Raw genomic sequence first — 15078 nt, forward strand, 5'->3', positions numbered from 1 at the left:
TAACCACCCACCGCCAAGTGCGTACTTGATCATTCATGAGGCCGTGACCAGCCTGTTCGGCATGACACAGAACCTGATGGAGAAGACACCCGTCACGCTGTTGGGGCTCGGCGCGATGGGCACCGCGTTGGCCCGTGCCTGGCTTGCCGCCGGGCATCCGCTCACCGTCTGGAACCGTACCCCCGCCCGCGCCGCGGCACTCGCCGCCGAGGGCGCGACGGTCGCTGACAGCGTCGCCGAGGCGGTCGCGGCCAACTCCTTAATCGTCGTATGCCTGTTGGACGACGCGTCGGTCGCCGAGGTGCTGGACGGCACCGACCTGGCCGGCCGGGACCTGGTCAACCTGACCACCGGAACCCCCGAACAGGCCCGTGCCCGCGCCGGATGGGCCGACGGGCTCGGCGCCCGCTACCTGGACGGCGGCATCATGGCCGTCCCTCCGATGATCGGCGTACCTCAGTCCGGCGGCTATGTCCTCTACAGCGGCTCACAGGATGTGTTCGAGCGGCACCGGGAGACCCTGGGCGTCCCGGCGGGCACCACCTACGTCGGCGGGAACGCGGGTTTCGCCGCCCTGTACGACGTGGCGCTGCTCAGCGCCATGTACGGCATGTTCGCGGGCGCCGCGCACGCCTTCGCGCTGATCCGCACGGAGGACATCGACCCCGCCGGGTTCGCCCCACTGCTCGCCGGCTGGCTCACCGCGATGGCTCCGTCCGTGCACCAGACCGCCGACCAGTTGCGCAGCGGCGACTACACCAGGAACGTCGTCTCCGACCTGGCCATGCAGGTGGCCGGCACGCCGACGTTCCTGGAGACCGCGCGGCAGCAGGGCGTCAGCCCCGAACTGCTCACCCCCTACTTCGAGCTGATGCGCCGCCGACTGACCGAGGGCAGCGGCAAGGAGGATCTGACGGGTGTGGTCGACCTGCTGCTGCGCTGACCGGCCCCGACCCTGATGCCGATGCCGATGCCGATGCCGATGCCGATGCCGACGGCCGCGGGAACGGGGTCGGGTGCTGCGCCGTCGCGCAGGAGGCGGGGGACCGGGGCCTTCACCGGACGCCTGGCGACTGAACCATCCGGCTCCGGTCGGTGTCTCACCAGGCGACGCGCGCAAGGCGCCGCTGGGGAGGCAACTCATGGCCATGGTCGGACTGTTCTGGATCGCCGGGGACGGCGGGGTGTACGTCGGGGCGGAGCCCGAGGGGGCCGGGCGGGGGGTGCGGCTGACGCGGGACGGCGTCGTGGGACTCGGTGCGGACCAGGGCGGCGAGTGGCGGTGGGCGGATCTGCGGTCGGTCGCCACGCGGTACGTGCGAATCAGGTCCGCCGGGCGGCTGATGGTCACCGCGGCCGTCGACCTCGCCCTCAGCGCCGTGGCCGGAGGCGGCGACAGCCCGGCCGCCTTCGAGGTGCACCTGGAGACCGCCGACGGGGCCACCGTCGAACTGGAGGCGTACATGGCGTCCGCCGTCGGCGGCCACGTCGAGTCCGAGTACGACCTCTCCGTCGCCCTCCTGAACCGCCTCGTGGACGGCACGGCGGACGTCGGCCCCCTGGAGGACTGGGGACGCGCGTTCGCCGGGGAGGGCACGCCCCGACGTGAGGAGCGCGAGGCGCTGCTGCGGAAGTGGGCCGAGGGCTGAGGCCCCTGCCCCCGGCCGGCCCCGGCCACGCGGCCCCGGCGACGCGAGTCGGTCACGCTCACACACAGTGACCGGAGAGTCGGTGGGCGCGGTCAGCGGCCGCACCGCCCGGTGATCTTCGCGGCCCGCCCCGCCGCCGCGGTCGTACGGAGTGACGTCCGCCACCCGTCGGCCCCGCCCCGGTGTCCCAGGGGCGGCGCGCGGGGCGGCCGTTCGCGGTGATCGTCCCGTTCTTCTCCTACATGTCCGTGTCGGTCCCGCGGCGCATGTCCGGGCCGCCTTCGCGGGCCCGTCACCCGCTCTGGCCTGCCCGTTCCCCGGAGGCCGGCCCCGACGGTCGCCCTCCCGGACCCCGGTGGCGCGTCAACGCGCAGTGTGCGAGCGGCCGTTCGTCCCCTGGCGTTTCCGGCGCCGCCCCCGGCCCCGCCGGTCGTGAAGGGTGCGCGGCGACATCGCGAGCCCCTTGCTTTACCCTCTTCACACCGAGACCACACGACGCTGTTGTCATCTCGTTAAGTGATTACTCCTTGACGCTGCGGTGATCAGCGCGTTGGCTTTCAGCCACCTGGGTCTCAGTGCCGACCCACGCCCGGAAGGCCCTTGATGTGAACGCCCGTAAGACCAGCACGACCGGCACCAGCCGGATACGTCGCACCGCCCCGCGTCGCGCCGCCGCCGCCCTCGCGGCGTCCGCCGCGGCCGTCTCCCTCGCCGCCTGCGGGGTCGTGGACGTCGGCAGCAGCGCGGAGGCGAGCCCCACGAAGGGCGACGACATCACGGTGGGCGTTCTCTTCCCGGACAAGGAGACCAAGCGCTACGAGCAGTTCGACCTGCCGATCATGAAGAAGAAGATCGGCGAACTGACGGACAACAAGGCGACGGTCCAGTACGCCAACGCGGACAAGGACCCGGAGACCCAGATCGAACAGCTCGAACAGATGGTGACCGACAAGGTCGACATCATCGTGGTCGACGCGGTGGACTCCAAGAGCATCGCGAGCGCCGTCGAGACCGCCGACCAGGCCGGCATCCCGGTCATCGCCTACGACCGGCTCGCCCAGGGCCCGATCGACGGCTACGTCTCCTTCGACAACGAGCTGGTCGGCCAGGTGCAGGGCCGCTCCCTGGTGGAGAAGCTGGGCGACAGCGCCGCGAACAAGATCGTCATGATGAACGGGTCGACCACCGACCCCAACGCCGCCATGTTCAAGGAGGGCGCCCTCTCCGAACTCGGCGACAAGGTGACGATCTCCGAGACGTACGACACCAAGGACTGGGACCCGGTCGTCGCGAAGGCGAACATGGAGGAGGCCGTCGCCAAGCTCGGCGTCGGCAACATCGACGCCGTCTACGCAGCCAACGACGGCATCGCGGGCGCCGTCATCGACGTCCTGAAGTCCTCCGGCGTCGCCAAGGTGCCGCCGGTCACCGGGCAGGACGCCGACCTCGACGCGGTGCAGCGGATCGTCGCGGGCGACCAGTACATGACCGTGTACAAGTCGTTCCCGCTGCAGGCGAACGCCGCCGCCGAGATGGCCGTCGCCAAGGTCCAGGGCCGCTCCATCGAGTTCGACGCCCTCGCCAAGGACCGCGTCGACTCCCCGACCACCAAGAACATCCCCTCCCAGCTGGTCCCGCCGGTCGCGCTGACCAGGAAGAACATCCTGGAGACGGTCATCGCCGACAAGATCTACACCGTCAAGCAGATCTGCACGGCCGAGTACAAGGCCGACTGCGACGCGCTCAAGCTGAACTAGTGCCGCGACGGGCAACGTTCACCCCGTCGCGACGCCCGGCACGCACTCTCGCCGCACCGGGCACACGCCCCGAGTACATCCCGTACGAGGACGTGCGCCCGGCGCGCCGAGAGCACGCACCGGACGCCGCTCCTCGACGGGCAGACGTTGCCTGCCGCGGCACCAGCACCGAGCGGCTACGACAACGACGCCGGCGACGACCACGACGTCAGCGGTGAGAACGACGTCAACGATGAGAACGACGTCAGCGTGGGCCATCACACCGGCGGTGACCGGCGACGTCAGCGGCGGTGAGCGGCCGGCCACGACCCTCGCCGCCACCGCCACCGCCGCCGCCGGCTCCGGCGACGCCCTCACGGACGTGGCCCGCAGGCGTCGGCGAGGTACGCCGCCGGCGCCCGGACCCGCGTAGGCCGCGCCCCGGCCCGTGAACGTCCGGACCGTCCGGTCCGCCCTGAACCTCAGTTCGAACGGTGCGGCCGACGGCTTCGACCGGCGGCTTCGACCGGCTGGAGCGCGCCCGGCGCCGGCTCGCGGGCCGCCCCGGCCTCACCCGGCCGCTCGAACCTCCCGCCCCGCGCGCCGGCCCTCGCGGAGGCGTCGAACGCGTCCGTCATGACCCTTCGCACGTGCGCCGCGTGGCGCGCTGCTCACTGTCTTGTTTTCGCCGTCCTGCGGGAGCGATCGTGACCAGCGGAAACGAAGGGTTTGAAGTCCGTCCGCGCAGGGGAGTCGCTCCGCGCGAGCCACCCGTGGCCGACCGGCGCGCCCGGCTCCGTGACACCGACGCGCCCGGCCCCGTGACACCGCTGCGGGCGACCTCCGGACGGCCGGAGCCCCCGGCCCCGCCCCGTCCAGGTCTTCACGGACCCTCCATGCGATCTCCAGGGATCGTTTCTTCAGCTTGTTGCAGGGCGCACTACCTGAGGGGTGGGCAAACTGTGACAGAGAGCCGTCATTTGGGGCAGTGGGACGGTGTCGTCGTGTTGCGGAGGCGGTGCGGGCCGCGCATAGTTGCGCTGCGAACAGGCTGGAACCGGGGGTGAGTTGGTCATGGCCGGGCATGCGACGGACGGGCATCCCCACGGTGCCGACCGGCTCTGCGAGGCCGGGGACCGGGTGTACGCCAGAGCGGTACGGCGGGGCCGTCTCCCGCGCGAGGACGCCGAGAGCGTGCCCTGCCTGGTCGAACTGGCCCTGCTGCACCCCGACCCCGACGACATGGGCTGGCTGGTGCCCACCTCCCCGCAGGAGGTCATGACCCGGCTGCTGCGCGGCGTCCACGCCGAGGTCAGTGCCAGTCAGGCCCGGGTGGGCGCGGCCGTCGAGGCCGTCGAGTGGTACGCGGGCCTCAGCGCCGTACGGCCCGGCCAGCCGGCGGAGGGCGCGGCGATCCGGGTCCTCGACGGGCTGTCCCGCATCCGGGCGGCCATCGACGAGGCCACCGACCGCTGCACCACCGAGGTGATGACCGTGCAGCCGGGCGGCATCCGGCGCGAGGACGAACTGCGGGAGGGGCTGCACCGGGCGCTCGCCATGTGCCGGCGCGGCGTGCGGATGCGGGACCTGTACACGCATGTGGCCCGGCACGGCCAGGGCCTGCACAACTACATGGAGATGATGGGCGAGGTGGCGGAGGCCCGCACCCTCGACGAGGTCGTGGAACGCCTCATGGTCTTCGACCGCACCGTGGCGTTCATCCCCGCCAACGCCGACCGCACCATGGCCCTGGAGATCCGCCACCCCGCGCTGGTGGAGTACCTGGTCACCGTCTTCGAACGGCTCTGGCGCCTCGGCATCCCGCTGACCGCCCCGCTGCCGTCCTCCGGCATCGCGGGCATCACCCACCGGGAGCGGTCCATCGCCGCGCTCCTCGCGGAGGGCCACCAGGACGCGGTCGTCGCCGAACGCCTCGGCATAAGCGTTCGCACCTGCCGGGCGCACATCGCCCGCCTCTCCGAGACCCTGGGCGCCGCCAGCCGCACCCAGCTCGGCGTCCGTATCGCCCAGGTGGGGCTGGACGGCCCGCAGCGGCCCCCGGCGGAGACCGGGGACGACCTGCTGTCCCTGCCCGCCCCGTCCGCCGGGCCCAGGGGCCCTCTGACGGACCTCCGCGGCGTCGCGGCGCCCGGCACGCCGGGAGTGCGCACCGAACCCCGCTCCCTCGCCCCCGGAGATCCGTCGGAAGGCCCCTAGGGGTGCCCTAGGGGAGCGGCTGTTCCTGCTCCAGGATCCCCGACTGCGCGATGAGATAGCCGAGCTGCGCCCTGCTGCCGCTGCCGAGCGCCGTGGCCAGCTTGGCGATGTGCGCGCGGCAGGTCCGTACGTTCATCCCGAGCCGACGCGCGATGGCCTCGTCGACGTGTCCCTCGACGAGGAGCTTGGCGATGGAGTGCTGGATGTGGGAGATGCCCTCGGACGTGGCCTCGTAGGGGGCGTCGGTGCTCAGCGGGACGGCGCGGGCCCACATGAACTCGAACACCTTGATGAGGTAGCGGACCAGTCCGGGGTGGCGCAGCTCCAGCGCGACCTGCTGGTCGTCGCGGGTGGGGATGAACGCGACCGTCTCGTCGCAGATGATCAGGCGCTCGACCAGCTCGTCGATGGTGCGGATCTCCACCTTGCCGGCCACCTGGTCGACGTAGGCCAGCTTCTCCGGGCTGTAGCGGGCGGTGTGTTGGTACAGCGTCCTGATGCTCACCCCGCGTTCGATCAGCGGACGGTCGCGCTCCAGGCCCTGCACGATCCTGCTCTCCAGCCGGCGGCCGCTCGGCTGGACCGTGAGCATCTGGCTCCGGCACTGCGCCGTGGCCAGGTTGAGCGCGGCGTTGATGCGGTCGCTGCCCTCCAGGACCGTGATGGAGTGGGTGCTCCCCGTCTCCTGGAGGCTGAGCGCCATGAACGGCTCGAAGGTGTCCGCGAGTTCGATCGACAGCCGCCTGCGCTCGGTGATCTCGCGTTCTATGGGGTTCAGTCGCTGGGCCAGCGCGATCGACGGGGGAACCGGGCGCAGCCAGTCCGCGTCATCCGGGTCGGGGTGGACGAGGGCGAACTCCATGAGGCAGGGCGCCGCGTCGGCGTCCGTGCGGGCGATGCGCCCGGTGCGCAGGGCGTGGGCGTAGAGGCGGCTGCCTTCCTCGCACATCTCGGTCACGCCATGGGGATGTGTCGCTTTAGTTCGATTTGATGGCAAATCTCCACCCCCCAGGGTCCTGAACATGCAGGAACATGATGCATCGATTATGTGGCCATGACGTGCCCGAATGAGCCATCGTCGTATGCGACGGGGGAAGAGGGGACCTTCAAGTGAGGACGAAGCCGACTATGCGTAAGAGGATGCTTTGCTCGGTGCTTGTCGCCGCCTTCTCCGTCGTGCTGACCTTCGGAGCGCTGGGCGGCTTCTCCGGCGCGGACAGCGGCAACGAGGCGGACAGCTACTGGCCGTCGAAGGGGTCCGGCGATCTCGTCGTCGCGGCTCCCGCCGACAGCTACTGGCCGTGAGTGGAAGCGTCTGGGCCTGACATGACGACTCCACCCGACGACCGTTCCTTCCGCCGAGAGATGGCTACCGCCTACCGATCCGGTTGGCACTTCATCGACCTGGCCACCGCCATCCCCCACAGCGGTGACTCGTTGATGGTGACCGTGTTCGGTGAGCCGGTGGTGGTGACCCGGGACGAGGACGAGGACATCCGGGCGTACCGATGTCTGCGGCGACCGCGCGGCGCGCCGCAGCCCGTACGGTGTGCCGTCCGGTACGGGATGATCTTCGTCAACCTCGACCAGCGCGACCATCAGCTCACCGAACCGGAGACCCCGGCCTCCTCGGGCGTATCAGCCACCCCCCGCAGTGCCTGAAGCGATTCCCCCGTCGTTTCAAATCGCTCAGGCGCTTCCCCCCAGCAGCGGCGTCACCGTGACCTGAACACGGTGACGCCGCTGCAGGTTTCCGGGGATATTTCGGGATGTCCGCAGGTTTCGCCCCGCGGCCGTCGTAGCTGAAAATGATCAACCGCCGCCCCGGGTGACCGGTCAGCCGTGGCCCAGTGCCGCCGTCAGCTCGATCTCGATGACCACCCGGTCCGGGTTGGGGCGCGGGACCTTGTCGTACCGCTCCGTGTACCGCCGCACCGCCTCCGCGACCCGCTCGGGGTCTGTGCGGACGAAGGCCCGGCCCTCCAGGGTGGCCCAGCGGCGCCCCTCCAGCTGGCACACCGCCGCCAGGGCCCCGTCCGGGCCGGCGGCCAGGACGTTCCGCGCCTTCTTGCTCTGTCTGCCGGTGATCACCCGAGCCAGTCGGGCCTCCGGGTCGTATGTCACCCCGACGGGCACCACATGGGGTGTGCCGTCCGGGCGGAGGGTCGTCAGGGTGCACAGATGCCGTTCGCGCCAGAAGCGCAGATAGGTCTCGTCGGGGGCACCCGGGTCCACGGAGTACTTCGCCATGGCCCGCAACCTTACGAGTCGCCTCCCCCTCACCGCCTTGAGTGGAATAGACTCAACTTTGTGTACGTTGCTCAAGTCAGCGTGGATGAGGGCTGACACAAGGAGGAGAACGCGAACGTGGACGCCGAGCTGACCAACAGGAGCCGGGACGCGATCAACGCGGCCAGCAACCGGGCCGTGTCCGAGGGGCACCCCGACTTCACCCCCGCACACCTGCTGCTGGCTCTGCTCCAGGGCCAGGACAACGAGAACATCACCGACCTGCTCGCCGCCGTCGACGCCGACCAGGCGGCCGTCCGCGCCGGCGCGGAGAAGGCCCTCGCGGGCCTGCCCAGCGTGACCGGGTCGACCGTGTCGCCGCCCCAGCCCAACCGCGAGCTGCTCGCCGTGGTCGCCGACGCCCAGAACCGGGCCAAGGACCTGGGCGACGAGTACGTCTCCACCGAGCATCTCCTGATCGGGATCGCCGCGAAGGGCGGCCAGGCCGGGGACGTACTCTCCCGGCAGGGTGCGAACGCCGAGAAGCTTCTGGAGGCGTTCCAGAAGGCCAGGGGAGGACGCCGGGTGACCACAGCCGATCCGGAGGGGCAGTACAAGGCCCTGGAGAAGTTCGGTACGGACTTCACCGCCGCCGCGCGGGAGGGCAAGCTCGACCCCGTCATCGGCCGGGACCAGGAGATCCGCCGGGTCGTCCAGGTCCTGTCCCGCCGCACGAAGAACAACCCGGTCCTCATCGGTGAGCCCGGCGTCGGCAAGACCGCCGTCGTCGAGGGCCTCGCCCAGCGGATCGTCAAGGGCGACGTGCCCGAGTCCCTGAAGGACAAGCGGCTCGTCGCGCTCGACCTCGGCGCCATGGTCGCCGGCGCGAAGTACCGCGGCGAGTTCGAGGAGCGCCTGAAGACCGTCCTCGCCGAGATCAAGGACTCCGACGGGCAGATCATCACCTTCATCGACGAGCTGCACACCGTCGTCGGCGCGGGCGCCGGCGGTGACTCCGCGATGGACGCCGGCAACATGCTGAAGCCGATGCTGGCCCGCGGCGAGCTGCGTATGGTCGGCGCCACCACCCTCGACGAGTACCGCGAGCGCATCGAGAAGGACCCGGCGCTGGAGCGCCGCTTCCAGCAGGTCCTCGTCTCCGAGCCCACCGTCGAGGACACCATCGCGATCCTGCGCGGGCTCAAGGGCCGCTACGAGGCCCACCACAAGGTCCAGATCGCCGACGCGGCCCTGGTCGCCGCCGCCACCCTCTCCGACCGCTACATCACCTCCCGCTTCCTGCCCGACAAGGCCATCGACCTCGTCGACGAGTCCGCCTCCCGTCTGCGCATGGAGATCGACTCCTCGCCCGTCGAGATCGACGAGCTCCAGCGCGCCGTCGACCGGCTGAAGATGGAGGAGCTGGCCCTCGACAAGGAGACCGACGCCGCCTCCCGCGAGCGCCTCGAACGGCTCCGCCGCGACCTCGCCGACAAGGAGGAGGAGCTGCGCGGCCTGAACGCCCGCTGGGAGAAGGAGAAGCAGTCCCTCAACCGCGTCGGCGAGCTGAAGGAGAAGCTCGACGACCTGCGCGGCCAGGCGGAACGGGCCCAGCGCGACGGCGACTTCGACACCGCCTCCAAGCTCCTCTACGGCGAGATCCCCACCCTGGAGAAGGCCCTGGAGGCCGCCTCCGAGGCGGAGGAAGAGGTCGCCAAGGGCACCATGGTCAAGGACGAGGTCGGCGCCGACGACATCGCCGACGTCGTCGCCTCCTGGACCGGCATCCCCGCCGGGCGCCTCCTGGAGGGCGAGACCCAGAAGCTGCTCCGCATGGAGGAGGAGCTGGGCCGCCGCCTCATCGGCCAGACCGAGGCCGTGCGCGCCGTGTCCGACGCCGTACGGCGCTCCCGCGCGGGCATCGCCGACCCCGACCGCCCGACCGGCTCGTTCCTCTTCCTCGGTCCGACCGGCGTCGGCAAGACCGAGCTGGCGAAGGCGCTCGCCGACTTCCTCTTCGACGACGAGCGGGCCATGGTCCGCATCGACATGTCGGAGTACAGCGAGAAGCACAGCGTGGCCCGCCTGGTCGGCGCCCCGCCCGGCTACGTCGGCTACGAGGAGGGCGGCCAGCTCACCGAGGCCGTCCGCCGCCGCCCGTACAGCGTCGTGCTGCTGGACGAGGTGGAGAAGGCCCACCCCGAGGTCTTCGACATCCTGCTCCAGGTGCTGGACGACGGCCGCCTCACCGACGGACAGGGCCGGACGGTCGACTTCCGTAACACCATCCTGATCCTCACCTCCAACCTGGGCAGCCAGTTCCTGGTCGACCCGATCACCACCGAGACGGAGAAGAAGGAGCAGGTCCTGGAGGTGGTCCGGGCGTCCTTCAAGCCGGAGTTCCTCAACCGCCTCGACGACCTCGTGGTCTTCTCCGCCCTGAACAAGGCCGAGCTGGAGCGGATCGCGGGCCTCCAGATCGACCGCCTCGCCCGGCGTCTCGCCGAGCGCCGCCTCACCCTGGAGGTGACCCCGGCGGCCCTCGCGTGGCTCGCCGACGAGGGCAACGACCCGGCGTACGGCGCCCGCCCGCTGCGCCGTCTCGTGCAGACCGCGATCGGCGACCGCCTCGCCAAGGAGATCCTCGCCGGCGAGGTCAAGGACGGCGACACGGTCCGCGTCGACGCCTTCGGCGATGGGCTGATCGTGGGTCCGGCGACCGGAAAGGCCCTGTAGTTCCGGAGTGCCCGAGGGGGCAGGTTGCCGGGTGGGGGGCAAGGGAGAGAGGGTGGGTCGTGACGTCTGGTCTCAGCGACGGCCGGACGAGCCAGACGACAGTTGGAGTGTCCAAGTATGTCCATCGACCCGTCCTCGATTCCGAACTTCGGGGGCCAGCCCGAGCCGCAGCCCGGCCCCCCGCCGGGCCCCGTGGTGCCGGATCAGGACCTCGTGAAGCAGCTCCTCGACCAGATGGAGCTCAAGTACGTCGTCGACGACGAGGGTGACCTCGCGGCGCCGTGGGAGGAGTTCCGCACCTACTTCATGTTCCGGGGCGAAGGCGACCAGCAGGTCTTCTCGGTGCGCACGTTCTACGACCGTCCGCACCAGATCACCGAGAAGCCGGCCCTGCTGGAGACCATCGACGACTGGAACCGCCGCACCCTGTGGCCCAAGGTGTACAGCCACACCCACGACGACGGAACGGTCCGTCTCATCGGTGAGGCCCAGCTCCTGATCGGCACCGGCGTCAGCCTGGAGCACTTCGTCTCCTCGACCGTCAGCTGGGTCCGCGCCGCCATCGAGTTCGACAAGTGGCTCGTCGAGCAGCTCGGCCTCGCCGAGGACATCGACGAGTCCGAGAAGCCCGAGAGCGACGACGAGTAGTCCCTCGGCCACCCCGTCCACCGGGCGGGCTGGACGGCACCCGGTCCACGACCACCGGGTCCGCGCCGTAGACGCAGCAGAGCCCGGCCCGGGCCGCGACCACCACGGTGGCGCCGGGGCCGGGCTCTCGTCAGGACCGCACGAACGGTGCGCCCGCTTCTCGGTGGTCGGAGAAGACCGCGTTCGGGAGGGCGACGACCCCGGCCCGCTCGGGCAGGGCCCCGGCAGAACGCGAATCCGTCGCTCTCGCCGAGGGGGCGGATGTCGGTGGTGACGAAGTACGTCCCGGCGGTCGTGAACACGTCGAACCCGGAGTCCGCGAGCCCCGCCGTCAGCACGTCCGGCTAGGCCCGCGTGTCCGCGGGGAAACGCCTCGCCGTACGCGTCGGGCAGCGCGAGCGCCTCGGCGACGGCGTACTGGAACGGCCCCGACGCCACGTGGATCAGGTACTGCTTCGCCGCGCGTACCGCGGAGACCGGCGCGGGCGCCGCCGTCACCCAGGCGACTCCGCTTTCGCACATCTCTTCGTATGCCGCGCGGCGACCTGTCCGGACCGGGCTCACAGCCGTACCGCCGGGCTCGGGACAGGGTGCTGTCCGCCGTATCCTGACCACCACGGGAAGGAGCCGTCCATGAGCGTCGACGCGATCGTGCACACCGTGTTCCCCAAGGGGTACACGGTCCTGTTCGGGGCCGACGGAAAGGTGATCATGCCCCCGCAGAGCGTCGAGCACTCCAGCACGATCAAGTCGATGCAGTTCGACACCATCGTGTCCCTCGGGCGCCATGCGAAGACCGTCTCCGACGTCTACATCGACTTCCCCGCCGACGACACTCCGCCCCCGATCTGGCGATCCTGCGCGAGGAAGCCCGCCGGGAGGGCAAGCGCCACAGTTTCGAGGACGTCCAGCTGATCTCCGAGGTCGTCTCGACCTCCTCCGCGCGCAGGGACTACGACGACTGCACCGCGAAGTACGGCCGCTACGGCATCCCGATCTATCTGGTCGTCGACCCGTACGCCCAGGAAGTCGTCCTCCACACCCAGCCGACCGGCACCGGTTACCTCGCGGCACACACCCACAAGTACGGCACGGGCAAGCTCCCCATCCCCCTGGCCGACGGCCGCACCTTCACCCTCGACCTCGACGAACTCCCGCGCCCGGAGCCCGAGGCGGACGCCCGCTGACGAGCCCGCTGGCCAGGCCCGTCCCGTCGGCACCGCCGTGGCCGGACCTGGTCGTTGCTGGTCGGGGCAGACAGCTGGGATGGCCTGGCCGTTCGTCGATCGGGATCGGCCACGGAGCGTGGCGTTGGCGAAGTCCGGTTCGCCGCAAGGAAGTTCAAGGTCGCGTTTTGCTGCGGGTGACAACCACCACGTATTGCCCTTGAGGTGGCGGGTCGCTCGTCCTCGGGCCGAGTTGCCGACCCCGGTTCGGCGATAGCGTGGCACGGCAAGGACTGCTGCTGACAGGTTGGACGAGTTTCATGCGGATGCGGTTCGAACCCGAGGCCGATGAGGAGTTCGAGACGGCGTGCGGGCTGCTGGTCGACCGGCTGGTCCGGTGGGCCGGAGAGCAGGGGCTGGCGGTGGACGGATTCACTGCCGAGGCGGCCCTGGAGTACCGACACCGGGCGACTGCCGACGGTCGGCTGGGGCTGTGGGAGCCGCGCCATGTGGAGGATCTGCTGCTCTCCTGGTTTCCTCAGCAGGTCACGGAGCTTCCCGGGGAGGAACGCGCCGACGCCCCGGACACACTGCGCACGCTGCTGCGCTATCTGCACGCCGCCCAGTTGGCGGACCCGCGCGGCCCCTCCCTCCAGGATTCCCTTGCCGTGGTCGACAGGGTCGCGGAACAGCATCCGGCGGCGATGACGGACCGCGCTCGCTGGGGGTTGGCGAAGTTCTGGGCGATGACGGCCGCGGAGCAGGGCGTGGACGTCCAGGACGGGGCGGCGTTTCAGCGCTTCGCGGACCGGGCGCAGCGCGGGGAGGTCGCCTACGATCAGCGGGCTCTCGCCGCGATCATGGAACGGCGGCTGACCGGCCGCGCGCTGTCCGGCGTGGCCCGGGCCGAGCCGCAGCTGCCCGTGTTGCTTCCCCCGGACGACGAACTGCGCCGACGGGCCGAGGCGTCGACGACCGTGGCGCAGTTGCGCGGACTCGCCGAGTGGGCGGGGCAGGGCGGCCGCCCGGTGACGGCGACGGGACGCCTGCGGATGGCGGATGCCCGTGAGTTGGTGGACCTGCTGGGCACTGGCGACACAACCGACGGGGTGCGCTCTTCGGCCGACCTGCCGCGGCTGGGACTGCTGATGGAGTGGGCGAAGAAGGCACGGCTGGTCCGGGTGGTCAAGGGGCGGTTGTACGCGGTGGCCAAGGCCCGGCCGGTGCTGGCCGACCCGCTCCAGCTGTGGCTGCGCGCTTTCGACGCGTGCTTCGAGCTGCGGCAGGCCCTGATCGGGGCACGCAGCGGCTGGCACGTCGAGTCGATGCTCTACGACGTCTACGAGGACGTCCTGGACGACGTGCTGAACACGCTCTACAGCCTGCCGTACCCGATGCCCTGGCCGCGGCTGCGCGACACGGTACACCTGGCCTACCGGAGCTCCTTCCAGCTCGACGCCGGGCCGGACCTGCAGCACCGAATGTGGTTCGAGCACGCCGACCGGGACCTGCGCGCGGTGCTCGACCTGCTGGACGACCTGGGCGCAATCGAGCGTGACCGCGGGATGGCCGATCCGGTGTTCCTCGACATCGACCTCTCCGATGCCGGTCCCGAGCTGCTCGCGGACATGCCGCCGGAGGTCGCGGAGCTGCTGGGCGTCGCGGGGGCGGCAACGGATCCGGTGGCGCGGGAGCGTGCCGATGCCTGGCGAATGGAGCTGACCGCCGGGCCGGTCGAGCTCATCCGTCTCACCGAACTCGGTACCCGGGCCGTACGACAGCGGCTGCTGGCGGCCGGCAGGGACGCACCGTTGGTCGGTGAACTGGCCCAGGCGCCGGCGGCCGGCCTGCTGGGGGTGCTGGCCGAGGACTACGACCCGGACGCCGCTCGCACGGAGCTGGCCGGCTGGATCACGGCCCGCGGCGAGCGGGAAGGTGCCCTGCGGCAACTGACCGACGCCGTAAGGGCCATGCCCTTTCGCACGCGTGCGCAGGCGATGCTCGACGTGCTGCTGACGGCTTTGCCGGACGGCGAGGGCGAAGGGCTGCTGCGTTTGCTGCGGCGAGACACACAGCTGGCGCCGCTGGCGCTGAACGCGCTCGCGCACCGTGAGTTGCTGTCCCCCGAGGACATGACCGAGGCGGAGTCTCTGCTGGTGCTCGCCGAGAGCCTGCTTCAGCTCATGGAGTTGGCGGGCGGCGCGGGCGGCGCGGAGGAGACGTTGCGCGCCCAGGGCCCCGAGGTCAAGGACGCGGTTGCCGCCGCGTTGGACTCCGCGCACCCGGACCGGGTCGGACTCGACGAGCTCGGGCAGCTGGCCGACCGGGCACTGGGCACCCGCCGCGCCCGCCTCGGCGACGCCCGGAAGGCTCGGCGCCCCTCGGGCAGGAGCGGCCGCAAGCGGCGCCGCTGACCGGGCAACACCGCCCGGCCCTCCGGGCGTCGCCGGGTGCGCCGGCACTGACACGAGAGCTGTTCGTCGAAGAGGCCGGGGACGCCGCCCTTGCCGATCGGCTGCGGATCGCCATCGGCGGGCGGGGCGCCTTCCGGTGCTTGAAGGACGCCCTCGCTGGTGACGATCGTTCCTGGAGCCGCGCTCCAGGCCGCCCGCGAGCAGGTCCCGTTCGGCCAGCGTGTCCGCGCGGAAGTCCGCGAAGTACGAGTCGGGCAGGCGCAGGGCCTCGGACCCGGCATAC

General features: G+C 71.0%; 14 protein-coding genes and 1 pseudogene. 12 read left to right on the forward strand and 3 right to left on the reverse strand.

From position 1 onward, the window contains the following. The first annotated feature begins 61 nt into the window (after nucleotides 1-61). From GSY65_RS20055 to GSY65_RS20075, 5 genes are all read left to right on the forward strand, one after another. Nucleotides 62-943, forward strand: a complete 882-nt coding sequence (locus GSY65_RS20055) for an NAD(P)-dependent oxidoreductase (protein WP_159770695.1) — start codon at nucleotides 62-64, stop codon at nucleotides 941-943. 199 nt (nucleotides 944-1142) lie between these two features. Continuing rightward, nucleotides 1143-1649: a hypothetical protein gene (locus GSY65_RS20060; protein ID WP_159770698.1), complete on the forward strand. Its 507-nt coding sequence runs from the start codon at nucleotides 1143-1145 to the stop codon at nucleotides 1647-1649. A 605-nt stretch (nucleotides 1650-2254) separates the two neighbouring features. Further along, nucleotides 2255-3406 (forward strand): sugar ABC transporter substrate-binding protein, encoded by a 1152-nt coding sequence (locus tag GSY65_RS20065; RefSeq protein WP_159770701.1) that lies wholly within the window; start codon nucleotides 2255-2257, stop codon nucleotides 3404-3406. A gap of 232 nt (nucleotides 3407-3638) precedes the next feature. After that, nucleotides 3639-3818, forward strand: a complete 180-nt coding sequence (locus tag GSY65_RS20070) for a hypothetical protein (RefSeq protein ID WP_159770704.1) — start codon at nucleotides 3639-3641, stop codon at nucleotides 3816-3818. 641 nt (nucleotides 3819-4459) lie between these two features. Beyond that, nucleotides 4460-5602, forward strand: coding sequence for a helix-turn-helix transcriptional regulator (locus GSY65_RS20075; protein ID WP_236579918.1), 1143 nt, complete (start codon nucleotides 4460-4462; stop codon nucleotides 5600-5602). A gap of 7 nt (nucleotides 5603-5609) precedes the next feature. On the opposite strand, the gene GSY65_RS20080 is transcribed toward GSY65_RS20075, so the two are convergent. Next, the gene (locus tag GSY65_RS20080; protein WP_380967114.1) at nucleotides 5610-6626 is read right to left on the reverse strand and encodes a helix-turn-helix transcriptional regulator; all 1017 of its coding nucleotides are present in this window, start codon (nucleotides 6624-6626) and stop codon (nucleotides 5610-5612) included. 128 nt (nucleotides 6627-6754) lie between these two features. Between GSY65_RS20080 and GSY65_RS20085 the strand changes: the two genes are divergently transcribed. Then, nucleotides 6755-6907, forward strand: coding sequence for a hypothetical protein (locus GSY65_RS20085; protein WP_201452872.1), 153 nt, complete (start codon nucleotides 6755-6757; stop codon nucleotides 6905-6907). A gap of 21 nt (nucleotides 6908-6928) precedes the next feature. After that, nucleotides 6929-7264 (forward strand): hypothetical protein, encoded by a 336-nt coding sequence (locus GSY65_RS20090; protein ID WP_159770710.1) that lies wholly within the window; start codon nucleotides 6929-6931, stop codon nucleotides 7262-7264. Nucleotides 7265-7438: 174 nt separating this feature from the next. Here GSY65_RS20090 and GSY65_RS20095 read toward each other — a convergent pair whose 3' ends face one another. Then, complete coding sequence (locus GSY65_RS20095; protein ID WP_159770715.1) at nucleotides 7439-7852, reverse strand: pyridoxamine 5'-phosphate oxidase family protein; 414 nt, start codon at nucleotides 7850-7852, stop codon at nucleotides 7439-7441. 117 nt (nucleotides 7853-7969) lie between these two features. On the opposite strand from GSY65_RS20095, the gene clpB reads away from it, so the two are divergent. Then, nucleotides 7970-10567 carry an ATP-dependent chaperone ClpB gene (gene clpB / locus GSY65_RS20100; protein WP_159770718.1) on the forward strand — a complete coding sequence of 866 codons (2598 nt, stop codon included), beginning with the start codon at nucleotides 7970-7972 and terminating at the stop codon, nucleotides 10565-10567. A gap of 117 nt (nucleotides 10568-10684) precedes the next feature. Continuing rightward, nucleotides 10685-11215: a YbjN domain-containing protein gene (locus tag GSY65_RS20105; RefSeq protein ID WP_159770721.1), complete on the forward strand. Its 531-nt coding sequence runs from the start codon at nucleotides 10685-10687 to the stop codon at nucleotides 11213-11215. 130 nt (nucleotides 11216-11345) lie between these two features. Here GSY65_RS20105 and GSY65_RS33875 read toward each other — a convergent pair. Continuing rightward, a pseudogene (locus GSY65_RS33875) lies at nucleotides 11346-11722 on the reverse strand (aminotransferase class I/II-fold pyridoxal phosphate-dependent enzyme); the annotation flags it as partial. Nucleotides 11723-11848: 126 nt separating this feature from the next. On the opposite strand from GSY65_RS33875, the gene GSY65_RS33880 reads away from it, so the two are divergent. From GSY65_RS33880 to GSY65_RS20120, 3 genes are all read left to right on the forward strand, one after another. Then, nucleotides 11849-12130, forward strand: coding sequence for a hypothetical protein (locus tag GSY65_RS33880; RefSeq protein ID WP_236579919.1), 282 nt, complete (start codon nucleotides 11849-11851; stop codon nucleotides 12128-12130). After that, complete coding sequence (locus tag GSY65_RS33885; RefSeq protein ID WP_236580231.1) at nucleotides 12073-12402, forward strand: Uma2 family endonuclease; 330 nt, start codon at nucleotides 12073-12075, stop codon at nucleotides 12400-12402. Before GSY65_RS33880 ends, GSY65_RS33885 begins: the two co-directional genes overlap by 58 nt. 305 nt (nucleotides 12403-12707) lie before the next feature. Further along, on the forward strand, nucleotides 12708-14795 hold the full coding sequence (locus GSY65_RS20120; protein ID WP_159770724.1) for a hypothetical protein: 2088 nt from the start codon (nucleotides 12708-12710) through the stop codon (nucleotides 14793-14795). The last annotated feature ends 283 nt before the right edge of the window (nucleotides 14796-15078 follow it).

The organism is Streptomyces sp. HM190 (genome assembly GCF_009857135.1).
Classification (GTDB): Bacteria; Actinomycetota; Actinomycetes; order Streptomycetales; family Streptomycetaceae; genus Streptomyces; species Streptomyces heilongjiangensis.

Bases quoted from the DNA above. Each gene is read 5' to 3' on its own strand.
- GSY65_RS20055 (WP_159770695.1), top strand. From the start codon at position 62: ATGACACAGAACCTGATGGAGAAGACACCCGTCACGCTGTTGGGGCTC.
- GSY65_RS20060 (WP_159770698.1), top strand. From the start codon at position 1,143: ATGGCCATGGTCGGACTGTTCTGGATCGCCGGGGACGGCGGGGTGTAC.
- GSY65_RS20070 (WP_159770704.1), top strand. From the start codon at position 3,639: ATGAGAACGACGTCAGCGTGGGCCATCACACCGGCGGTGACCGGCGAC.
- GSY65_RS20075 (WP_236579918.1), top strand. From the start codon at position 4,460: ATGGCCGGGCATGCGACGGACGGGCATCCCCACGGTGCCGACCGGCTC.
- GSY65_RS20080 (WP_380967114.1), bottom strand. From the start codon at position 6,626: ATGTTCAGGACCCTGGGGGGTGGAGATTTGCCATCAAATCGAACTAAA.
- GSY65_RS20090 (WP_159770710.1), top strand. From the start codon at position 6,929: ATGACGACTCCACCCGACGACCGTTCCTTCCGCCGAGAGATGGCTACC.
- GSY65_RS20095 (WP_159770715.1), bottom strand. From the start codon at position 7,852: ATGGCGAAGTACTCCGTGGACCCGGGTGCCCCCGACGAGACCTATCTG.
- GSY65_RS20105 (WP_159770721.1), top strand. From the start codon at position 10,685: ATGTCCATCGACCCGTCCTCGATTCCGAACTTCGGGGGCCAGCCCGAG.
- GSY65_RS33880 (WP_236579919.1), top strand. From the start codon at position 11,849: ATGAGCGTCGACGCGATCGTGCACACCGTGTTCCCCAAGGGGTACACG.
- GSY65_RS20120 (WP_159770724.1), top strand. From the start codon at position 12,708: ATGCGGTTCGAACCCGAGGCCGATGAGGAGTTCGAGACGGCGTGCGGG.